This is a genomic window from Pirellulales bacterium (genome assembly GCA_035656635.1).
Classification (GTDB): Bacteria; Planctomycetota; Planctomycetia; order Pirellulales; family JADZDJ01; genus DATJYL01.
This window is the reverse complement of the sequence record DASRSD010000039.1, coordinates 1-19,143: the sequence shown is the minus strand read 5'-3', so window position 1 is coordinate 19,143 and position 19,143 is coordinate 1. Positions and strand designations below refer to the sequence as shown.

Genomic DNA, 19,143 nt, shown 5'->3' with positions numbered 1-19,143 from the left:
TCGCCCGCGAACCGCCAAATCATACTAATGTTGCTCACCAAAGTCAACTATTTGTCGCTTCCGCTAAATATCGGCAGTTTTTTGCCCGATTATTCAGATTTTTCTGGCGATACGGCCAAGCTGAGAAAGCGGCTTAAAGCCTTAAATATCCTTGGTTTCGATCGCTTGACGAGCCGTAACTTGTGTTACACGATGCGCATTCGGTGCGAGCACGGTTTGATGTTGCTTGCCGTTGCCACCCATTCCGAATTCCAGGATTTGTATCAGAAAGCCATTGCCCATGCCCTCGACGTGTTTTGTGCCCATCGATTTAGGCGCTTCCAGCGGTCGCCATTTGGCGGCAATGTTCGACGGAAAGCGTCTGACGTTGGAAGAAATTTATCGCTTCGAAAATGGCCCGACTACGGCCGGCGGGCGGATGTACTGGAACTTGTTGGGATTATGGCAACACATTCTCACGGGATTGCGCGCCACCAAAGCCAAGCACGGCGAACGTGTCGCTAGCATTGCCGTGGATACGTGGGGCGTTGACTTCGGGTTACTGGGGAAGGGCGACGAGTTGCTAGGCAATCCGATTTGCTACCGTGATTCGCGCACCGATGGCATGTTGGAGCGCGCTTTCTCACGAGTGCCGCGGGAAGAAATTTTCGCCCAAACCGGCTTACAGTTCATGCAGATCAACACACTGTATCAACTGTTGGCGATGAAATTGCAGAACTCGGCGATTCTGGAGATGGCCGAATCGCTGCTCATGATGCCCGACCTGTTTCATTGGCTACTGACGGGCGTCAAGGGAAACGAAATGACCGATGCGACCACCACGCAGTTTTTTAATCCGGTCCAAGGTGGATGGGCAACGGAATTGTTTGAGCGTTTGAGTTTGCCGACGCGGATATTAGGCAACATCATTCAACCTGGCACAAAACTTGGACCGCTTTTGCCGCAAGTCGCCGCCGCGACAGGGTTGGCCAAAGTGCAAGTCGTAGCGCCGGGAACGCATGACACCGCCAGCGCTGTAATGGCCGTCCCGGCGGCCAGCCAACCCGGGGCTCGGCCCGATTGGTGTTACATTAGCTCCGGCACGTGGAGCATCATGGGCGTGGAGATGCCCCGGCCGGTAATTAACGAAAAGTGCTTAGCCCTCAATTTCACCAACGAAGGGGGCGTGGGCGGGACGACGCGGTTATTGAAAAACATTGTCGGCCTGTGGCTGGTGCAAGAATGTCGACGGGTCTGGAGTTTGGCGGGCACGACGTATTCCTGGGAACACTTAACCCAAGCGGCTGGAAGTGCTAAGCCGCTGGCCGCATTTATTCGTCCCAACGATCCGACGTTCTTAGCGCCGCCGGACATGCCGGAAGCGATTCGTGCCTTTTGCCAACGGACCGGACAAACTGCGCCGGCGGACGAGGGCGCCGTTATTCGCTGTGCGCTGGAAAGCCTGGCTTTGCTATATCGCGGCACGTTGGAATCGTTGGAGCAATTGATTGGCGGGCGAATTGAAACGATTCACATTGTTGGCGGCGGCACTCAAAACCGGCAGCTCTGCCAGATGACAGCCGATGCTTGTCAGCGCCGCGTGGTGGCAGGGCCAGTAGAAGCAACAGCCATTGGCAACGCGCTAATGCAGGCGGTTGCCGCTAGCGAAATTGGCTCGATTGCACAAGCGCGGGAAATTGTGCGCAGAAGTTTTCAAGTGGAAGAATACCAACTGCAAAATGCTGCCGCGTGGAAAGAAGCGTACGAGCGGTTTTTGGCGCTTCGGGAGACTTGAGAGACACAGAAAAGTTGGCTAACAGAGATTATGGAACCCAGCATGAACCCTAGCTCAAGGTCATACTCGTTTACTCAACCGTTCCGAAAGACGTCGCAGCGCCGTGCTAATGTCGCCGGTATCGATGTGAACTTGAATCAAGCTAGGGCCGCTCGTGTCAGCCCAGGCGCGCTTCAATGCCTCGTCCAATTCCCCTTCTGTCCGGACTTCGTAACCTGTGCCTCCTCCCAGCGCTTCGGGCAACTTATGGTAGCGCCAGGGGTGGACGTCATTGAAATTACATTGTGGATGCAGAAACCGCTCCGTGCCGTAGCCGCCGTTATCGAGCAAAACAATGATCGTCGGAAAACGATATCGCACCAACGTGGAAAGCTCCATGCCAGTCATCTGGAATGCACCATCTCCTACAATCACGACGGCACGCCGATCAGCGCGTGCCACATGCACGCCCAGTGCCGCCGGCACGGCAAAACCCATCGACGTGTAATAAGCCGGCGAGATGAATTCGGTTCGTTCCCGCACAATCAGTTCCGTAGCGGCGAAGAGCGAATCGCCGATATCGGCAATCACGACCGTTTGGTCGTTGAGCATCTGGTTCAACCGCTCAGTCAAGCGGCGAATGGTTATCGGCGCATCGACGCGAACGGAGAAATGTTCACTATTTAATTTAGGATTTGGAGGCAGAACGCGTTGCGGTGGAGTGGGGTGGCGGGCTGCCAGCGCACGAATAAAATCGCCCAACTGCACGCCATGAAAATGATGATGTCGTATCCGTAGCTGCTCGCTCGTGGCGTAAACGCACTTCGCCGGATTCAAATTCGCCGTGTAAATACCGAGATTGATGTCGGTCATGAACGTGCCCAGCAGGATTACGCAATCACTTTCTTCGACGAAGCGAGTGACTTCTTCGCGACCCAACGCTCCTTCATACAGGCCCACATACAGAGGATGAACTTCGCTGACGACACTTTTACCCAACATGGTGGCCGCAACAGCAATATTCGATTTTTCGGCCAGTGCCAGAACGTCGTCTTGTAACCCGAAGCGGTGAATTTCTACCCCAGCGATAATCACTGCCTTGCGGCAACTGGAAATCCAGCTTACTGCCTCTTCGACCGATTCGTTCAACGCTTCTTGATTGCTAACCGCTTCGGCCTGGCGGAATTGATGTGGCTTTTCCGGCACTACGCCGACCATATCGCGCGGCAATTCCAAATAGACGGGGCGCTTGTGGCGTGCGGCGGCATCGAGTACGCGATCAATTTCCCGAAATGCTTCGTTTGTGTCGTCCAATTCCGCGCCGGCGATGCACAACTTTTCAAAGACTTCGGATTGAGTGTGGAAATCACGAACTTTATGGTGCAGTAGCGGATTATTGATCCGCTCTCCCAACCCTGGAGCTCCGCTAATTACCACCACCGGCGATTTTTCAGCGTAAGCGCCAGCGATGGAATTGCACAGGCTCAAACCACCCACGCAGTAGGTCACGCACACCGCACCCATGCCGTTCACCCGAGCATAGGCGTCAGCAGCGAAGCCGGCACAATCTTCGCGAGTGCAATTAAGTGTTTGAATGGGACTCTCGCTGAGCATTTTATAAAAACCCAGCACATAATCTCCGGGAATTCCGAAGACGTGCCGCACACCGTAATCTTGCAGCCGGCGAATGATATATGCGCCGATCGAAAGACCGGTTATGGACTGGCTACCAGGTGCGGCCTCAGTTCCCTTGGTCATTAGCTTTTTGCTCCGGCGACTACAAGTTCTTCGTCGAATGCGGGCGTTCGGTTCGGGAGTTACGAGGTTTCTGCAGGAGTAATAAGGCCCACCAGATACTGAGAAAAACGACCATGCATGCTAAAACCACGAGTGACCGACGAAAATCGTGTTGTAGGTTTTCACCGCCAAAGCCACCAAAGTAAGCGCCGACTGCATGGTATATCCCCCAACCCAAAAGCGCTACAGTCAGTATCGCCAGCACGGTTTTTTGGGTCTTGGCTGGATCGGTATTCGGTGTTGTTTGATGTTTATTCACAGACTTCATTTGTATGGTAAATGGCTCAGAAACAGCGTAGTCAAGCAAGCAACAGAAATGTTGTCATACCGATGGCAGATAATTCAACTGCTATCGGCAAATCTTTCAAACTGTGACGCGCATTCTCGTATTCCTAAGGGTTTGCTGCATTTTCAATGTTTTGGCATGCCTGGTGCAATGTCACACTATTGGTTTTACGAATGATTTTTGAAAAACAAAACAAGGCCGTATCACCTTTGACCATTCATAATTCCAGAAGAGGAGTCGAACCATGAGACGCTTTCTATTGATCGCTGCCGCAGTTGGTAGCTTGACAGTTGCCGGAGGAAGTGCAGCCCAAGCCGGAACGCCTGTACAAGTTGTCGGTTGGGATCATCACCATCATGTGGTGGTCGACCATTGCTATCCGCCTGTGAGAGTTGTTCGACCCGAAGTTGTTTACTACCCACAGGTGGTCGCTGCACCCACGGTGATTGCTACTCTGCCGGTTGTCAGTGCACCTCCTATTGTAGTTGCTCCGCCAACGGGTTTTGTTTCACTCACCGGACGGCATTTCGGCATTCGTTTTGGATTTTGAAGGACGATCGAGAAGAGATCAACCCCGCAGGCCGTGTTCTCAGGGGGCAGTTTATCCGCAAGCGTGCCACGTTGATGCTGTATTGACGGAATCCTTAAGCATAAATTCCGGCAACGTGGCACGCTGCAAGGGAAAGCGCAGTAGTTCGTAGGCAATTCAGGCTTCTTTAGTCGGCGGCGCGGTGCCAATTACTTTGCCTCGTTGATTCATCCGTTGTTCAAATCGAGTGCGGGCCTTTTGCCACATATCACCCTGCATGGGAACGGAGCAATTTCCTTTTTGCTTACAATCGTTTTCGCCGGGCGTCTCTCCACAACCACCCTGGTGTTTGCAGTCATTCTGATGGCCGCAATCGTGTGCTTTGGCGGTGGAGCAAGTACCCTCTCCGGCACAGGTGTTCTTTCCATCAGCCCCTTGGCCTTTGCAATCGTTTAGGCCACGGCAGGAATGGATGTCGGCCGCGGCCTTTGCGGTGCTAGTATTTGACGAACAACCTGCCCATGTGCCAACCGCCATGCCGCTCAGTGCAGCGGTAGTCAATTTGTTAAACTCGCGGCGAGAAAGGTCGCTACGCATTGAATCTCCTTTGAGATTTTTACAGGGCATAATGCCATTATGCATTAGGTTAGCTGAGACCTCGCAATTCGTCCACGGCGAGTGTTCGCATGTTCCAGCCAATTCGGTGATGAAGCACGGGGATTGTATTTTATGACGCATTGTCGTATTTTGCACGACGAGAGGTTTTTTAGACATGTCACGCGTTTCGGCCCACACTTTCTGGGTTCGGTTCCGAAAACGTGATTGGTTTTGTCCGCAAACCAGCCGGATACAAGCGGCTTCTCGGTGGACGATTATCCTTTCTTATTCGATTTTGTCGTTAGGCATTCCACTGCCAACGTCGCCGGCGAGCAAATCTCGCAGGGAACCCTTTCCTTGCATGAATCATCACTGTGGCTGCCAGTCTGCCGAGCAATGTTGGCGATGTTGCTGCTGTAAGTCATTGGAAGAACGGTTGATATGGGCTCGAGAAAATCATGTTACTCCGCCCGATTACGCGTTGGCGGCTGCCCGTGCTCAAGGCATTGAATGGGCCGCATATTGGCCGCAACAACCTAAGGTGAGTACCGCATGTTATGAAGTAAATCGCGTGCCAGGCGTGCTGCTCATCGAAGCGCTCAAATGTCACGGTGCTGGCGATAACTGGCAGGGTCTGAGCACTTCCTATCCACCGCCACCGATTTTTACTTTCCCCTTCTCCAACGATGCTGTTGAGTGGGTTGCTCTTCCAACAGCGGCTGTCTCGTCGATTTCTTTCCCACCCGATGTCCCGCCGCCGCGATTGTTTGTGGCGTTTCATTCTCCGTTGAGCGGCCTAATTTGATCGGCGTAGCTACGCACGGCTCGGCCAAATGGCTGGAGCTAATCGTTAAGCTGCGCTAGCTCACGCGATCCGCTTCTCAGGGACCGTTTTTGTATCGCTTTCATTTATGGCGACTTATTTTGTGGTCTGCGCCAAGGGAGGCTTTGCCATGCGCTATCGGAATGGTTTTACATTAGTCGAATTGTTGGTCGTGATAGCCATTGTCGGCTTGCTGATTGCGCTGCTGCTGCCGGCGATGCAGCGCGCCCGGGCTGCGGCCAGGCGACTGCAATGTTTAAGCAACCTGCACCAAATCGGTCTTGGTCTCATGCAGTATGTCGGAGTTCATCGCGGGCACTTTCCGTGGACATATCACGGGGATCCCACGAACACTTATCACTCTGACAATACGCTGTCATGGATTCTTACGTTGGCGCCTTATTTGGAAAACGTGGATAACATGCGGCTTTGCCCAGAAGATCCGCTGGGAACACAACGCGTGGAGGCCGATGCCAGCGGTTCGCCAGGCACAAGCTATGTGATCAATGAGTATGTGTCGTATCCGACGCCCGACGGCCACGCGGTGCTCAATATCAATGAAATGCTGAGCTCGCACTCGGTGATAATTTTGTTCGAAGGGGCGGACACCGGCCGTGCGGCGACGGACGACCATGTTCACACGTCCACTTGGTACGCACCAAGTGATATTGTTCGCGGCAGAGTCTGGAATGTGATAACGGGAGAGGTCAATCCCGCGCAGCATTCGGACTGCGCCAATTACTTGTACGCTGATGGACACGCGGAGACGGTTTCACTGCCGATGTTCAGTAGTTGGGTCCAGCAAGACATTCAGAACTATTTGAACGGGCATCCGACAAACTTTGCGCGGCCTTTGAGCAACTGAGCTTGGCGCTGCGGAGTTTTCGCGATCATTTGACAAAGCTTGGTGTATAAAAACTTAGTTTGGAGTTTTGAAAATATGAGATTATCCACTTTTGTGGTTTTGGCTTTATCGGTTGCGTGGGCAGCCGACCGAGTGTGGGCACATGGGTATATGCTGATTGAAAACGATGCAGGCGGCGTACCAATCGGATTCACGATTGGATCGGCAGAACCGAGCTTGGATTATCCGGCGTCGAAAACAACGCCACCCACGCCGAACGGCCCCAGCAATGTGTTTTTCGGCACCTTTCCGATTACTACGGGCCCGGATTCGTTGTTTACCGAAGGGACACTAGTAAGTGCGCCGCGATCGTCGCCGGGCATTTATTACCCAGTGAACGACGGAGGACCGCAATTGTCTGGTCCGTCCGGCAACGGTGGCGAATTCAATTTTAGTGCGACCTTCACGGTAATCAGTCCGTTGTTATACTCCGACGGTAGCGTGGCCGTTTCGGCATCTGCGGGAACCTATTTGGATATCATCGAACGGTTTCCGGGAAATGCGCCAAACGGGGCGAGCAACTCGACGAATCATCCCGGAGCAGCTAGCACCGCGGATGGCATTATTACGATTAGCGGCAGCACAGGGACCGTGCCTGGTTTTCAAATTTCGCTTGCAGATACGCACGAGTTAGCGAAAGACTTGACGCTAGGGAGTGGTTCGACGCAGACCTATGGTGAATATGGATTTGCCTATACGCTAACCGTCGATTATTTCATCGGTTCGGATTTGAATCACATCACGACGCAGGGACCCATTCTTACGACTGCGCCAATGGTGGACGTGTTTGCCCTGACGGATTCGACGCTGTCGGCCTCCGGCAGTTTTGTGAGCACAACATCGCCACCAGGAGCCAGTGCTCCTGTTTCGGTGCAAGATGCAGCAACGCTGGCGATTTATAACGCTGCGGTACCAGAGCCGGATGCCCTGATGCTGACGCTTCTCGGGATCGTAGGAATCGGTTTACTTCGGTTGCGAGCCGACCGTCGGAAGCAAGTTGAGTTGGTTTCGTGTTGAATTTTCACACGTCGGTAATTTTGATTGAAGAACGAACCGTCGGTGGGCTCCAGCTCACTGACGGTAAACTTTGGATTTTAAGAGGCATACAATGAAACGGCTATTTTCGGCTGTATTAGTCGTCATAATCAATGTTTCGACGGCGACGTCATGGGGACATGGATTTGATCTGGCGATCAATTTTGCTGCGGACAACATTACGCCAGCATCGCTGTCGGCCTCGGATTCGTCCGACGGCGATTATTTTGACAAGCAAGAGGCAATGGCGGCTCCAAATGATTTTTTTTACGCCTCCTTTGATGTTGTCGGTTCTGACATGAATGGCCTCTACTTTCCAACGATCCATGGATTCGTGGCAACGGCTGGCCGGTGGCCCTCCTATACTGCTACTTACAGCGTCGTGAGTCCTCTGTATTTTTCCAACGGCACAAGCATCAACGGCAACGGATTGGGAAGTGCGATGGCCAGCCCAGCGCCGCAGGGTACGACGCTAGATATATTTGATATATATGGAGATGATCCCAGTTATCCGCCTTTTCCACATCCCGGCGCTCAGCCTGGCGATGTATACGTAACCGGAAGCGGTTGGTCCTCTGTGCCATCAAATACCGCGCCGTTTGGTGTTTCGCTGATCGATCAACACGAGTTGGAAAAAGACCTTTACATCGGCTCCGGCCCAACCTTTGGCGCGTATGGTTTTGCGTACACGGTGACCGTTCATTTTTCAGATGGTGTCACGCTCACAACGGAACCGCTTGTCGACATTTTTGGATTGTCCGATCCAAGTTATGGCGACTTTTATGGCACGGTCGATTCAAAAATACAGGATCAGGCGACATTCGCCATTTACCGAGCTATCATGCGTGGAGATTTTAATCGAGACGGTCAGAAATCAAGCGCGGATATCACACTGATGTTGCAAGCGCTGACGAATCCGAGCGCGTTTCAAGCGGCATATGGCTTGTCGAACTCGGAATTCCTGGCGATCGCTGATGTCGATCAAAATGGTAAAGTCACAAACACAGATCTGCAGGCCCTGCTGAATTTGCTGTTACAGGGTGGGGCAGCATCCACAGCTGCAGTGCCGGAGCCGAGTAGCGCGGCGTTGGCCTGCATAGGGCTTATCATGTTGTTTGTTCAACGGAGGTTCGCTCGTGGTGCCGTGACGGCATTGTGATAAACCTTGTGCGAGCAGCAGACTGACCTGCGTGTGCATTTGATCTTTGGCATCGCACTGGGACTGTCGCGCCGCTGGTGTGTTGCAGAAACAGATATGATTGCTGCTGGACAACTATGAGGCTGACAAATTATAATGCGGCGCCGTTGTCGGACGTTTTGCCATGTAAATTACCCGTGCGAAACGCGTGGGCCATGGCAACCGGAACTTGTGTTTCGGCTTGGAGGACGAGGGCGCGATTCTCCTGTACCGCAGCTTTCATTTCCTGTTCACGGGCAATCGCAATTGCTCGCCGTTCTTCGGCCTTGGCGCGAGCCACGCGCGTATCGGCTTCGGCTTGGTCTGCCTGCAGGCGGGCGCCAATGTTTTCACCAGGGTCACAATCGGCAATATCAATTGACACAATTTGAAATGCTGTATTGGCGTCCAGGCCTCGTTCGAGTACCGCTTTGCTGATGCGATCGGGATTCTCAATTACACTTAAGTGGCTTTCGGATGAACCGATTGCCGTGATGATCCCTTCCCCCACGCGGGCAATAATGGTTTCTTCAGTAGCACCACCAATGAGTTGCTGCAAATTGGTGCGGACCGTGACCCGTGCTTTCACTTTCAATTCCACGCCATTTTTCGCAATGGCCGAAAGAGTGCTTTTGCGGCTGGTATTAGGATCCGGACAATCGATGACCTTGGGATTGACGCTAGTTTGCACCGCGTCCAGCACGTCGCGACCGGCCAAGTCGATGGCGGCCGCGCGGTCGAAGTCCAAATCGATGTCGGCTCGATGGGCGGCGATAATCGCCCGAATGACGCGCGGCACATCGCCGCCCGCCAAATAGTGTGCTTCCAGGCGGCGGGTGGTGATGCCGGTTTGTGGATCAGTTCCTACGCCGGCTTGTAAAGCCATAATTTTGGCTTGCACGATCACTCGTGCGTCAACTTTGCGCAAACTCATCCCCACCAAAGTCAGTAAGCTGACCCGAGCATTTGACATGTATGCTTGGAACCATAGCTTACCGTAGGTGAGCACTAATAGGAGAAAAACGAGAAAGAAAAAAGCAAATACGCCGCCCGCAATATACAGACCGATGTTGTCGGGCAGATGATCAAATTGAGCGAAGAGAAAGGAAAGCTGCGGCATGTGTGATCTTTTTATTATGGCGCTGAAAGGCAAATCTATTGCTCTGCCGCGATTATAGTACTCGCCTGGCTGGCCGCAAGAACGTAAATCCGGTCTTCATTCAATCCAGCCACCTCCAAGTATGCGATCTCCATCATAACAGACCGCCGCTTGTCCTGGAGCGACGCCATAGCGTGGCTCGTCGAATTGGACACGGAAGCGGTCATTTTCGAGTGGTTCCACCAATGCCGGTGCTGCAGCGCTGTTGTAGCGAATTTGCACTTGCGCGCGGAATGGCGCCAGAGGCGCCTCGTCCAGCCAATTTGCGTGGTCGGCAGTTACTTCGCAGCGAGCCAGTTCTTCTCGCCGTCCGATCACTACTCGGTGGCTGGCGGCTTCAATATGCGTGACATAATATGGCTCGCCCAGCGCCACGCCTAACCCTTTGCGTTGACCGATGGTGAACGCTTCAATGCCGTCATGCTTGCCTACAATGGAACCATTCGCCAGCACAATTTCTCCCGATGTATCCGTTTCGTCCGGCATGCCGACAGAATCGCTCTCGGATTCGCTTCGACGAAAACGGTTTCGCCGCACGAATTCGGCATGGTCGCCGCTGGAAACAAAGCAAATTTCCTGGCTATCGCGCTTGTCAGCCACTCGTAAGCGAAGCTCGCGGGCCAATTGCCGGATTTCGGATTTCTGATAATCGCCAATCGGCAGCATCATGCGCGGCAGACAACTGCGATCAACTCCAAACAGCACGTAAGATTGATCTTTGGTTGGGTCCATCCCGCGGAACAATTGAGTGCTACCTGGCGTCTGACCGGGGACTTCCAACATTCGAATCCGTGCATAATGGCCGGTAGCGACAAACTCGGCTCCCACCTGGTCTGCATAATCAAACAACTTCCCAAACTTCAACCAATTGTTGCACATCACACACGGATTGGGTGTGCGTGCGGCAGAGTATTCAGCGACAAAATAGTCAATGATCCGCGCAAAATCATCGCTCAAGTTCAGAGCATAAAACGGAATGCCCAGCCATTCAGCAACACGACGAGCATCTTCGGCGTCCGAAGCGCTGCAGCAGCCCTGTTTATGGTCGAGGCGGCCTTGAATCATTGGCAATAGTTGACCCTCGGCTGAAATCGCGGAGGCACAAGCGGTGGTTTCTGCCGCTACGGGCGCTTCCCCGTGACGCATAAACACGCCGACCACCTCGTGGCCGGCGCGGCACAACAGCGCCGCCGCGACGCTGCTATCCACCCCGCCCGACATGGCCATGACAATACGTGCCACAATTCAATTCCTTGGCGTCATTCGTGATTTTCCGGAAGGCCTGTCCCTCCGGCGATCGAGAAAATCAAGGGTCTCTTGTAAATACTGTTCACACATTACTCATGGTATCCGTACCCAAAATCTGTTGCAGTTTGGCCAGCGAACGAGTAAGCATCACCCGAATGGCGCCGTCCGTTTTTCCTAGTTTTTCGGCAATTTGTTTAGACGGCATCCCTTCCAAGTATCTCAGTCGCAAAGCCTCGCGATTTTCTTCCGGCAGCTGTTCCAGGGCTGTCAACATGCGGATTTGCTTTTGATCACGCGAAAACACCTGGCTGGCCGATGTCATGCTAGCCACAAGCATATTGATTAGTCCCGGCCGGCTCGTGCTCGCGCTGCCGCCTCCAGCATCCAGCGAGACTTCGCGTCCCGCATTTCGTTTCTGGCTGCCGAAGAATCTGCGGTGGGCATCGATAATCCGCCTTTCCGCCACTTGGCACAGCCAATTGAACGGATCGCGCTCCATCAATTTCACTTCGCCCAGCGACCGCACTGCCTCGGCACTCACCTCCTGATACAAATCGTCCGGCTCAATTTTCCGCCGCAACCCAGGTCCTAAGCGGCGCTCGATAAAAGCCATCAGTTGCGGCTGCCGGCCAACCAAAAATTCCGACAGAGCTAAGCAGTCGCCGGCGCGGACCCGGTTTACCAAAGCGTCGTCGTTTGCTGATGTTTCTTCAATCGCCATGGAAGCAAAACTCCCCCTGACCACCTGGATATAATTCCCGGTCCGTCGGGCGGACATCCATCCTACCCGGCTTTTATGGTGGGGCAAACAGGCGGCTCCTATATCGTTTCGGTACGTCATGTTACGCTAGTAATATGGGTCTTCCGCAAGTTGTAATCGTCGGCCGGCCAAATGTGGGCAAATCGAGCCTGTTTAACTGGCTTGCGCGCCGCAAACTTGCCATTGTCGATTCCTCGGCCGGCGTCACCCGCGACCGGCTCACGTATTTGATTTGTGAAAAAGGACGGTATTTCGAGCTGGTCGATACGGGCGGCCTGGGTTTTCAAGATCCTGATAACCTCACGCCGCAAATCGAGGAGCAAATTAACGCAGCCCTGGAGCAAGCGGCAGTCATTTTGCTGGTAGTCGATGCCCGGGAAGGGCTGATGCCGCAGGATCAGGAAGTCGCCAAGCGCTTGCGATACGTTCAAGCGCCAACCATCTGCGTGGCCAATAAAGCAGATGACCTGTCGATTGATCCCAACACCGACGAATTTTACAAGCTGGGCCGCGGCAAGTTGCTGTGCATTAGCACCACGCAAAACCGGCACCGGGAAGAGCTCATCGATTTGATTCTCGAGCGACTGCCGCCCCAGTTGGAGGAAAACGTCGCTCCGCCGCAAGAGCCGGAAATGAAAGTGGCCATTGTCGGCCGCCGCAACGTGGGAAAAAGCACGTTCGTGAATACGTTGGCCCAGGCCGAACGGATGATCGTCAGCGAAGTGCCCGGCACAACCCGCGACAGTGTGGACGTGCATTTCCAACTCGACGGCAAATCCTTCATGGCCATTGACACTCCGGGACTCAAGCGGAAGCGCAGCATTGCCAGCGACGTGGAGTTTTACAGCCTGCACCGGGCGCAGCGCAGTATCCGTCGGGCCGATGTCGTGCTATTGTTTTTCGATCCCACGCAGCGCATCAGCAAAGTCGACAAGCAACTGAGCGATTACATTTCGCAGCAATATAAGCCGTGCATCTTCGTCGTCAACAAGTGGGATCTCCGCCATGAAAGCATGCCCACGGAAAAGTGGGTGCATTACATTTACGATACCTTTCGTGCCGTGCACTATGTTCCGATTGCCTTTGTCACGGGCCAAAGCGGCAAAAACGTGAAAGCGCTGTTGAACCATGCTCAAGTGTTGTTCAAGCAGGCCCGGCAGCGAGTCGCCACTGCCGATCTGAACAAGCTGTTGCGTGCGGCCATCGACGCCAACCCGCCGCCGATCTATCAAAATCGCCAACCCAAAATCTTGTTCGCCACGCAAGTGGGGATCGAACCGCCCACGATGGTGTTGTTTTGTTCCAATCCGACGGGCATTTCGCAAACGTACCGCCGTTACTTGTTGGGCGTGTTTCGCGAACGGTTGCCGTTTGCAGAAGTGCCGATCAAGCTTTACCTCCGTCGCCGCGAAGATCGCGAAAAGCCTACCGAGGGTGAAACCGCCGGTGGAAATTCCGCTGTGATATGACTCGGCACATCGTGACTGTTTTGTTGATTGATGATTTCCAGGCGTCGCATTTCTTTCTTTTAGCGGCCCTCTAGCTGATGTTGCGTGGATAAATCTCTCTCGCCATAATGCGTGCCGCATGCGAGGTGCCGGAAATCAATACACCACAAAGCATTCGGCTTTGCGGGGCAGCCCGGAAAGGATGTCGTAATTCACCATGGCCGAGATCAAAGACAGGATGCCGCTGGAAGACGATTTGTGCGTTCACACCTTTGCGGTTTCTGCCGCCATGGTCGGCGTGTGCCTGACAGTGATCGGGCTAATTCGGATCGTGATTACTTTGCAAAAGGTCAACACGCTGGCCGACGATTTGCTGGCGTTTGACGCGCTGATTTTTATGGCCTCCTGTCTGTTGTCGTACTGGGCCTTGCGCAATCGAAAAATTCGCCGGCGGTTGCAAACCGAACGGCTCGCCGACCTGCTATTTCTGGCAGCAATGATGTTGATGACCGGCGTGTGCTTGTTTATTACATATGCGATTGCAACTAACGTCAATTCGCTAGGATAGTGATCCAGCGGCCAGACGAAAAACCGCTGGTTTGCATAAGCGGATTAAAGCCACGCCGAGCCCGCATTTCTGAGGTATGCTTGTGGAACCTGGTCGGTTTCCATCCGCTGAGGCCGGGTGCATTACAATATGGTAAGTCCACTTCTCCTAGTTTGCATTTTGTGCGCCTTGGCCGGCGTGACCACGGATCATTTTCTGCGTCGATCCGACCGGCGCGGCCGAACTTACCACGCGATTGAAAAAATCATCTGGTATACGTCGTTGGCGCTGTTCGCGTTGATTGTCCTGCTGGCGATCGGCAAGGCTTGCCCAGGCTACGACAATGTTTCGGAAACGCTGCTCGGATTTTTGAATTGGCTGCATGGTTGAATTTTGACACGGAATGGCGTGTCATGTTGCCAATTCTCACCGTAGGTTTCTGAACTTAATCTGCCGCAATCATCTGCCAAAGCGCACAGCTTAGATTGATTTGACGGCCGAGCAAACGTGAACTAGGTTTTTATTGCGACCTCCTCGCATTGCAGAGCTTCGTCTCGCAAATCAAACTTCGCCCATCGCCGATTTCTTTTCCTTGGTTGAAGTGGCAATTTCTGTTTATATCCAAATTGGTGTTTCAACCTGGCATTTGGGCAAGCGAGTTATCCGCGTCGGCATTGAGCAACCGTGATCTTGGTTTGAGAAGCCTTTATGATGCCGACCAATGTTTTGGAGGGTGATTCTATGTGTGCTGCTTTCGAGGAGCCCGCAACCAACCGATTTTTTGGCGGCCCCGCAATCGACGAAGCCATTCGCGACCGGGTGCACGAACTGTTGATGCTAATGCACCGCCCCGGCTACAAGCCAGAACGCCGTGGTGATCGGCGATATCCGTATCCGCAGTTGGTGCGGCTTACGCCTATCGGCCTCGATGGCCAAATGCCGTGCGGGCCGGCGATTGTCGTGGCGGGCAAATCTCTTTCTGAAGGGGGGTTTGGGTTTTATCACCCGCAGCCCTTGTCGCAGAGGCGCATGGTGGCATCTTTTCATGCGGGGGACAGCCGGTGGGTGGGATTTTTGATTGACCTGCCCTGGTGTCGCTTTAAGGCGGAAGGCTGGTACGAAAGCGGAGGCCGGTTCCTGAAAGCGGTGCCGGCAATTGTTCCTGACGGTCCGCAACCGGTTGAAGAACCGCCGCTTGGCAGCGATCACGTTTAAGCGGTTCCCTGAAACAACCGCTATGCACAGCGGGCTTCGCTGGGGGCTATTTCTTGCCAAAAGCGGGCTTTTAATTCGGCGGTCCGTTCGGGCGTCCACCACTGGCGAAATTCGCGCATGGCAGCCTGAAAAGCGGTGGTTTCCAGCGAGATAATTTTGCTCAAGATCAAGCGTTGCGACTCATCGCGGGTTTCATCCAGCCACGCCAGGCAACGGTCCCGGTTATTCGAGCGATCGTTCACGGCGCCGAGTTTGTTCTGTAGTTCCTCGACGACTGGGTACAGCTCCTTGCGAAAGATTGGATTGAACGCGGCGGCGAACACTTCCATGGCGTACCGCAAATGTTTTCCAGCAATGCGAAATTCATGTACGGCGAGAATGCTTTCAAAGTCAGCCTCCGCCGCCAGGAAAAATGCTGTAGCCAAGGGCCGCAAACCGATCTGGGCAGCCGTCGAATAAGAAGGCGCCTCGCCGTTATCCGAACGCCAGCGGATTTTACCTACCAGCTTTTTCACACGGCGTCGAAATGCGCGCTGTTTGAGTTTGTGATAAATTTCGGTGATCGCCGGCTGGGCCGCCCGCCGCGCTTCCGAAATGCGCTCCAGCAAGGATCCGCATCCCGGTGAATGATCGGCTTCGCAAACCGCTCCCACATGCTGGGCCAGCACATCCAAATCGCGGGCCTCGCCAGCCGCCTCGCGCAACCGCTTCAACTGCTTGCGAAACCAGCGGCTCCGTTTTCGGGGCAGCATGTTTTCGAATAGTTGCAACGCCGCTCGGGCTCGGCGAGTGGATACGCGTAGTTGATGAATGTATTCGACATCTTCGGTCGCCTGATCTGCAGCCAGTGGCGCCCATTCCCATACCGTTCGCATCCGGGCTCGAATGGCTCGGCGCGCGACCGCCACGGCCGGCTCATCGACCGATTCGACATCGATCCATTTGCTCTTCCGTGTCATTAGTGTGCGTTGCAGTGAAAAAACTCGCGTCATGCGTTCAGGAAGTCGGTGTCTCATCACGATGGGAATGATCTGGGTATCCCCACCGTTCCCTCGAAAAGTTCTGGTCCGCAGTGTGCCACCAATTGAAAGAGGAATCTACCCACCGATTGGAGCGGGAAAGAACGACATTCTGACACGCTTTTGGGCGGGTGTCCACTAGGGAGGTGGCCAACTCAGCCTCGGCAAAGGATGGTGCTTCGCGAAACCCTTGGCGCAAGCAGGAATGTCTGTTGAAATGCCGTTAACCCATTTTCTCATCAAGCTTTAACAAGCCCGGCCACAACTGAGGTGCCCCCAGTGATTGTTGGCGTTCCGAAAGAAACCAAGCGCGACGAGTATCGTGTAGCAATGCTGCCGGTAGGGGTCGAGGAATTAATACGGGCCCGGCATAAGGTGTTGGTGCAGCATGGTGCGGGCGTGGGTTCCGGCCTGCCCGATTCGTTGTACGAACAAGCCGGCGCGCGAATGGTCGACCGGGCCGAGGCGATATTTGCCGAAGCTGAAATGATTGTGAAGGTGAAAGAACCTCAACCGCAAGAAATACCTTTGTTGCGGCGAGGGCAGGCGCTGTTCACGTATTTTCATTTCGCAGCCGATAGAAAACTGACCGAATCGTTCCTGGCGACAGGTGCAACTGCCATCGCCTACGAAACATTGCGTGACGATCGGGGGCGTCTGCCGTTGTTAACACCGATGAGCGAAGTAGCAGGCCGCATGAGCGTTCAGGAAGGGGCCAAGTATTTAGAGCGACCGCAGCAAGGGCGTGGCATTTTACTGGGCGGCGTGCCAGGAGTGGCACCGGCAAATATTTTGATTTTGGGCGGCGGTGTGGTTGGTGCGAATGCGGCCAAAGTAGCAGCCGGTTTTGGCGCAAACATTGCACTATTAGACGTGAACATGGATCGTTTGCGATATCTGGATGACGTGACGCCCGCCAATGTTGACGTGCTGTTCAGCGATCGTCATACGGTGCGCGAATATCTCAAGCTGGCCGATTTGGTCATCGGGGCAGTCCTCATTCCCGGCGCTAAAGCACCGATGCTGGTGGAACGCGAAGATTTGAAATTGATGAAACACGGCAGTGTGATTATCGACGTGGCCATTGACCAGGGGGGCTGTATCGCCACCAGCAAGCCGACAACTCATAGCGAGCCTACGTACATCGTCGACGAAGTGCTGCATTACTGTGTGACCAACATGCCAGGCGCTGTCGGCCGCACCAGTACCTACGCCCTGTGCAATGTCACGCTGCCTTGGGTGCTGGAGTTGGCCAACCGCAGCATTGTGCGGGCAGCTCAGGAATTACCGCCGATTGCGGCTGCGGTGAACATTATCGACAGCGAAGTAACCAACCGACCCGTGGCCGAAACCTTCGGTATGCACTATCACGCTAGGTTTTGACGTTGCATGAACATTCCTGTATCCGGGTCAGGCAACCGCGCATCCGATGCTGACCACAGTGGACCGCAATCTCCGGTGTTAACACTGCACTGGGTGGGAGGCATCGACGGGCATTTAAGGTTGATCGATCAGACACGGCTGCCGCTGGAATTGGTTGAAATCGAATGCCGCGATGTGGAAACGCTATGGCAAGCCATTCGACGGTTGCAAATTCGCGGGGCACCGGCAATTGGCATCGCCGCGGCCTATGGAATGTGCTTGGGAGTGCAGCCGGCGCTCGACGCCAATGAGGCGACACTCTTCGCTCAACTCGAAGATACAGCCGTGCATTTGGCGACCAGCCGGCCGACAGCCGTAAATTTGTTTTGGGCAATCGAAAGCATGAAACGAGCCGCCCAAGCGGTTCGTGGCCAGGGCGCATCTCGGCAAATTGCCGAAGTCTTGCTGGCCGAAGCCAACGCCATTTGGGAAGCCGATCGTGCCATGTGCCGGGCAATCGGCCGGTATGGCGCACCACTGTTACAAATGGTTCAAGGTGTGCTTACGCACTGCAACGCGGGAGCGCTGGTCACGGTCGACTACGGCACTGCGTTGGCGCCGATTTTTGCGGCCAGCGAAGCCGGCCGGCGACTGCATGTGTTTGTGGATGAAACGCGGCCGTTATTGCAAGGTTCGCGGCTAACCGCTTGGGAACTACAGCAACGCGGAATCGCTACCACGCTGATTTGCGATTCGATGGCCGCCCAGGTGATGCGCGAAGGGCGCATTCAGGCGGTGATCGTGGGCGCAGATCGAATTGTCGCAAATGGTGATACAGCGAACAAAATCGGCACGTACGGCCTTGCTCTGTTGGCAGCCGCCCACGATATTCCGTTCTATGTAGCCGCGCCGAGTAGCACGTTCGATTTGTCGCTGGCAAGCGGCAAAAATATTCCCATCGAGCAGCGGCCCGCTGAGGAAATTACTCACGGTTTTGGTTGCCAGACAGCGCCCAGCGGAATTTCCGTTTACAATCCAGCGTTTGATGTAACGCCAGCCAAACTAATTCGGGCGATCATTTGCGAACACGGCGTCATTCAGCCGGTGAATGCTGAACGGATTGCAGCCATACTATCGACAAGTAAACAGACTGCCGATAATGCACAGCGGACATAAGGAATGCATAATGAAGAATGTCGCTCCTTGGCAGAGATTCAATTAATTGAAAAAGCGATGCGTTCAAAATTGGAAATCCGCCAGCAGGTTCGCGCACTGCGCAATGCCATTGCGCCCCCAACAAGGCGGGCAGCGGCCATGCAAATTCAACAACGGCTACTCGGCCTGGAGGCGATCCGGGGCGCGAAAGTGTGGTTTATTTATGTGTCTAGCGGCGGCGAAGTAGGCACGCACGAGTTAATCCATGCTCTGCTGGCCTGGGGACATACGATCGTTGTGCCGCGAGTTGTGGGATTAGGCGAAATGGT

The 19,143-nt window shown here is 54.2% G+C and carries 19 protein-coding genes; 14 read left to right on the top strand and 5 right to left on the bottom strand.

What is annotated here, in order from left to right:
• Positions 1-280 precede the first annotated feature (280 nt).
• Complete coding sequence (locus VFE46_03040; GenBank protein ID HZZ26960.1) at positions 281-1,774, top strand: rhamnulokinase family protein; 1,494 nt, start codon at positions 281-283, stop codon at positions 1,772-1,774.
• 60 nt (positions 1,775-1,834) lie between these two features.
• Here the strand turns inward: VFE46_03040 and VFE46_03035 are convergent, their stop codons facing one another.
• Positions 1,835-3,511 (bottom strand): thiamine pyrophosphate-dependent enzyme, encoded by a 1,677-nt coding sequence (locus tag VFE46_03035; GenBank protein ID HZZ26959.1) that lies wholly within the window; start codon positions 3,509-3,511, stop codon positions 1,835-1,837.
• A gap of 569 nt (positions 3,512-4,080) precedes the next feature.
• Here VFE46_03035 and VFE46_03030 point away from each other — a divergent pair.
• The 6 genes from VFE46_03030 to VFE46_03005 all read left to right on the top strand — a co-directional run bounded on the left by VFE46_03030 (position 4,081) and on the right by VFE46_03005 (position 8,883).
• Positions 4,081-4,386 carry a hypothetical protein gene (locus VFE46_03030; GenBank protein HZZ26958.1) on the top strand — a complete coding sequence of 102 codons (306 nt, stop codon included), beginning with the start codon at positions 4,081-4,083 and terminating at the stop codon, positions 4,384-4,386.
• Between the two features lie 201 nt (positions 4,387-4,587).
• Complete coding sequence (locus VFE46_03025; GenBank protein ID HZZ26957.1) at positions 4,588-4,821, top strand: hypothetical protein; 234 nt, start codon at positions 4,588-4,590, stop codon at positions 4,819-4,821.
• A gap of 408 nt (positions 4,822-5,229) precedes the next feature.
• Positions 5,230-5,382 carry a hypothetical protein gene (locus VFE46_03020; GenBank protein ID HZZ26956.1) on the top strand — a complete coding sequence of 51 codons (153 nt, stop codon included), beginning with the start codon at positions 5,230-5,232 and terminating at the stop codon, positions 5,380-5,382.
• Between the two features lie 533 nt (positions 5,383-5,915).
• Positions 5,916-6,650 carry a type II secretion system protein gene (locus tag VFE46_03015; protein HZZ26955.1) on the top strand — a complete coding sequence of 245 codons (735 nt, stop codon included), beginning with the start codon at positions 5,916-5,918 and terminating at the stop codon, positions 6,648-6,650.
• Positions 6,651-6,725: 75 nt separating this feature from the next.
• Positions 6,726-7,706 carry a hypothetical protein gene (locus VFE46_03010; GenBank protein ID HZZ26954.1) on the top strand — a complete coding sequence of 327 codons (981 nt, stop codon included), beginning with the start codon at positions 6,726-6,728 and terminating at the stop codon, positions 7,704-7,706.
• A 91-nt stretch (positions 7,707-7,797) separates the two neighbouring features.
• On the top strand, positions 7,798-8,883 hold the full coding sequence (locus tag VFE46_03005; GenBank protein ID HZZ26953.1) for a dockerin type I domain-containing protein: 1,086 nt from the start codon (positions 7,798-7,800) through the stop codon (positions 8,881-8,883).
• A gap of 130 nt (positions 8,884-9,013) precedes the next feature.
• Here VFE46_03005 and floA read toward each other — a convergent pair whose 3' ends face one another.
• From floA to VFE46_02990, 3 genes are all read right to left on the bottom strand, one after another.
• Positions 9,014-10,021 (bottom strand): flotillin-like protein FloA, encoded by a 1,008-nt coding sequence (floA, locus tag VFE46_03000; GenBank protein HZZ26952.1) that lies wholly within the window; start codon positions 10,019-10,021, stop codon positions 9,014-9,016.
• Positions 10,022-10,117: 96 nt separating this feature from the next.
• Complete coding sequence (gene mnmA / locus VFE46_02995; GenBank protein ID HZZ26951.1) at positions 10,118-11,302, bottom strand: tRNA 2-thiouridine(34) synthase MnmA; 1,185 nt, start codon at positions 11,300-11,302, stop codon at positions 10,118-10,120.
• A gap of 88 nt (positions 11,303-11,390) precedes the next feature.
• Positions 11,391-12,029: a sigma-70 family RNA polymerase sigma factor gene (locus VFE46_02990; protein HZZ26950.1), complete on the bottom strand. Its 639-nt coding sequence runs from the start codon at positions 12,027-12,029 to the stop codon at positions 11,391-11,393.
• Between the two features lie 134 nt (positions 12,030-12,163).
• Between VFE46_02990 and der the strand changes: the two genes are divergently transcribed.
• The 4 genes from der to VFE46_02970 all read left to right on the top strand — a co-directional run bounded on the left by der (position 12,164) and on the right by VFE46_02970 (position 15,278).
• Positions 12,164-13,537, top strand: a complete 1,374-nt coding sequence (gene der, locus VFE46_02985; GenBank protein ID HZZ26949.1) for a ribosome biogenesis GTPase Der — start codon at positions 12,164-12,166, stop codon at positions 13,535-13,537.
• A 196-nt stretch (positions 13,538-13,733) separates the two neighbouring features.
• Positions 13,734-14,084 (top strand): hypothetical protein, encoded by a 351-nt coding sequence (locus VFE46_02980; protein HZZ26948.1) that lies wholly within the window; start codon positions 13,734-13,736, stop codon positions 14,082-14,084.
• A gap of 168 nt (positions 14,085-14,252) precedes the next feature.
• Complete coding sequence (locus VFE46_02975) at positions 14,253-14,453, top strand: hypothetical protein (GenBank protein HZZ26947.1); 201 nt, start codon at positions 14,253-14,255, stop codon at positions 14,451-14,453.
• A gap of 351 nt (positions 14,454-14,804) precedes the next feature.
• Complete coding sequence (locus VFE46_02970) at positions 14,805-15,278, top strand: hypothetical protein (protein HZZ26946.1); 474 nt, start codon at positions 14,805-14,807, stop codon at positions 15,276-15,278.
• Between the two features lie 20 nt (positions 15,279-15,298).
• On the opposite strand, the gene VFE46_02965 is transcribed toward VFE46_02970, so the two are convergent.
• Positions 15,299-16,237, bottom strand: coding sequence for a CHAD domain-containing protein (locus VFE46_02965; GenBank protein HZZ26945.1), 939 nt, complete (start codon positions 16,235-16,237; stop codon positions 15,299-15,301).
• 339 nt (positions 16,238-16,576) lie between these two features.
• Between VFE46_02965 and ald the strand changes: the two genes are divergently transcribed.
• The 3 genes from ald to VFE46_02950 all read left to right on the top strand — a co-directional run.
• The gene (gene ald / locus VFE46_02960) at positions 16,577-17,680 is read left to right on the top strand and encodes an alanine dehydrogenase (GenBank protein ID HZZ26944.1); all 1,104 of its coding nucleotides are present in this window, start codon (positions 16,577-16,579) and stop codon (positions 17,678-17,680) included.
• A gap of 6 nt (positions 17,681-17,686) precedes the next feature.
• Entirely contained in the window at positions 17,687-18,835 is a 1,149-nt protein-coding gene (gene mtnA, locus VFE46_02955) for an S-methyl-5-thioribose-1-phosphate isomerase (GenBank protein HZZ26943.1), read from the top strand.
• A gap of 57 nt (positions 18,836-18,892) precedes the next feature.
• On the top strand, positions 18,893-19,143 hold a 251-nt coding region (locus VFE46_02950), incomplete at its 3' end, for a 5-formyltetrahydrofolate cyclo-ligase (GenBank protein HZZ26942.1).

What these genes read in the sequence shown, in the direction of transcription:
- VFE46_03040 (HZZ26960.1), top strand. Translation starts at nt 281, where the DNA reads ATGCCCTCGACGTGTTTTGTGCCCATCGATTTAGGCGCTTCCAGCGGT.
- VFE46_03035 (HZZ26959.1), bottom strand. Translation starts at nt 3,511, where the DNA reads ATGACCAAGGGAACTGAGGCCGCACCTGGTAGCCAGTCCATAACCGGT.
- VFE46_03030 (HZZ26958.1), top strand. Translation starts at nt 4,081, where the DNA reads ATGAGACGCTTTCTATTGATCGCTGCCGCAGTTGGTAGCTTGACAGTT.
- VFE46_03015 (HZZ26955.1), top strand. Translation starts at nt 5,916, where the DNA reads ATGCGCTATCGGAATGGTTTTACATTAGTCGAATTGTTGGTCGTGATA.
- VFE46_03010 (HZZ26954.1), top strand. Translation starts at nt 6,726, where the DNA reads ATGAGATTATCCACTTTTGTGGTTTTGGCTTTATCGGTTGCGTGGGCA.
- VFE46_03005 (HZZ26953.1), top strand. Translation starts at nt 7,798, where the DNA reads ATGAAACGGCTATTTTCGGCTGTATTAGTCGTCATAATCAATGTTTCG.
- floA (HZZ26952.1), bottom strand. Translation starts at nt 10,021, where the DNA reads ATGCCGCAGCTTTCCTTTCTCTTCGCTCAATTTGATCATCTGCCCGAC.
- VFE46_02990 (HZZ26950.1), bottom strand. Translation starts at nt 12,029, where the DNA reads ATGGCGATTGAAGAAACATCAGCAAACGACGACGCTTTGGTAAACCGG.
- der (HZZ26949.1), top strand. Translation starts at nt 12,164, where the DNA reads ATGGGTCTTCCGCAAGTTGTAATCGTCGGCCGGCCAAATGTGGGCAAA.
- VFE46_02980 (HZZ26948.1), top strand. Translation starts at nt 13,734, where the DNA reads ATGGCCGAGATCAAAGACAGGATGCCGCTGGAAGACGATTTGTGCGTT.
- VFE46_02970 (HZZ26946.1), top strand. Translation starts at nt 14,805, where the DNA reads ATGTGTGCTGCTTTCGAGGAGCCCGCAACCAACCGATTTTTTGGCGGC.
- VFE46_02965 (HZZ26945.1), bottom strand. Translation starts at nt 16,237, where the DNA reads ATGACACGGAAGAGCAAATGGATCGATGTCGAATCGGTCGATGAGCCG.
- mtnA (HZZ26943.1), top strand. Translation starts at nt 17,687, where the DNA reads ATGAACATTCCTGTATCCGGGTCAGGCAACCGCGCATCCGATGCTGAC.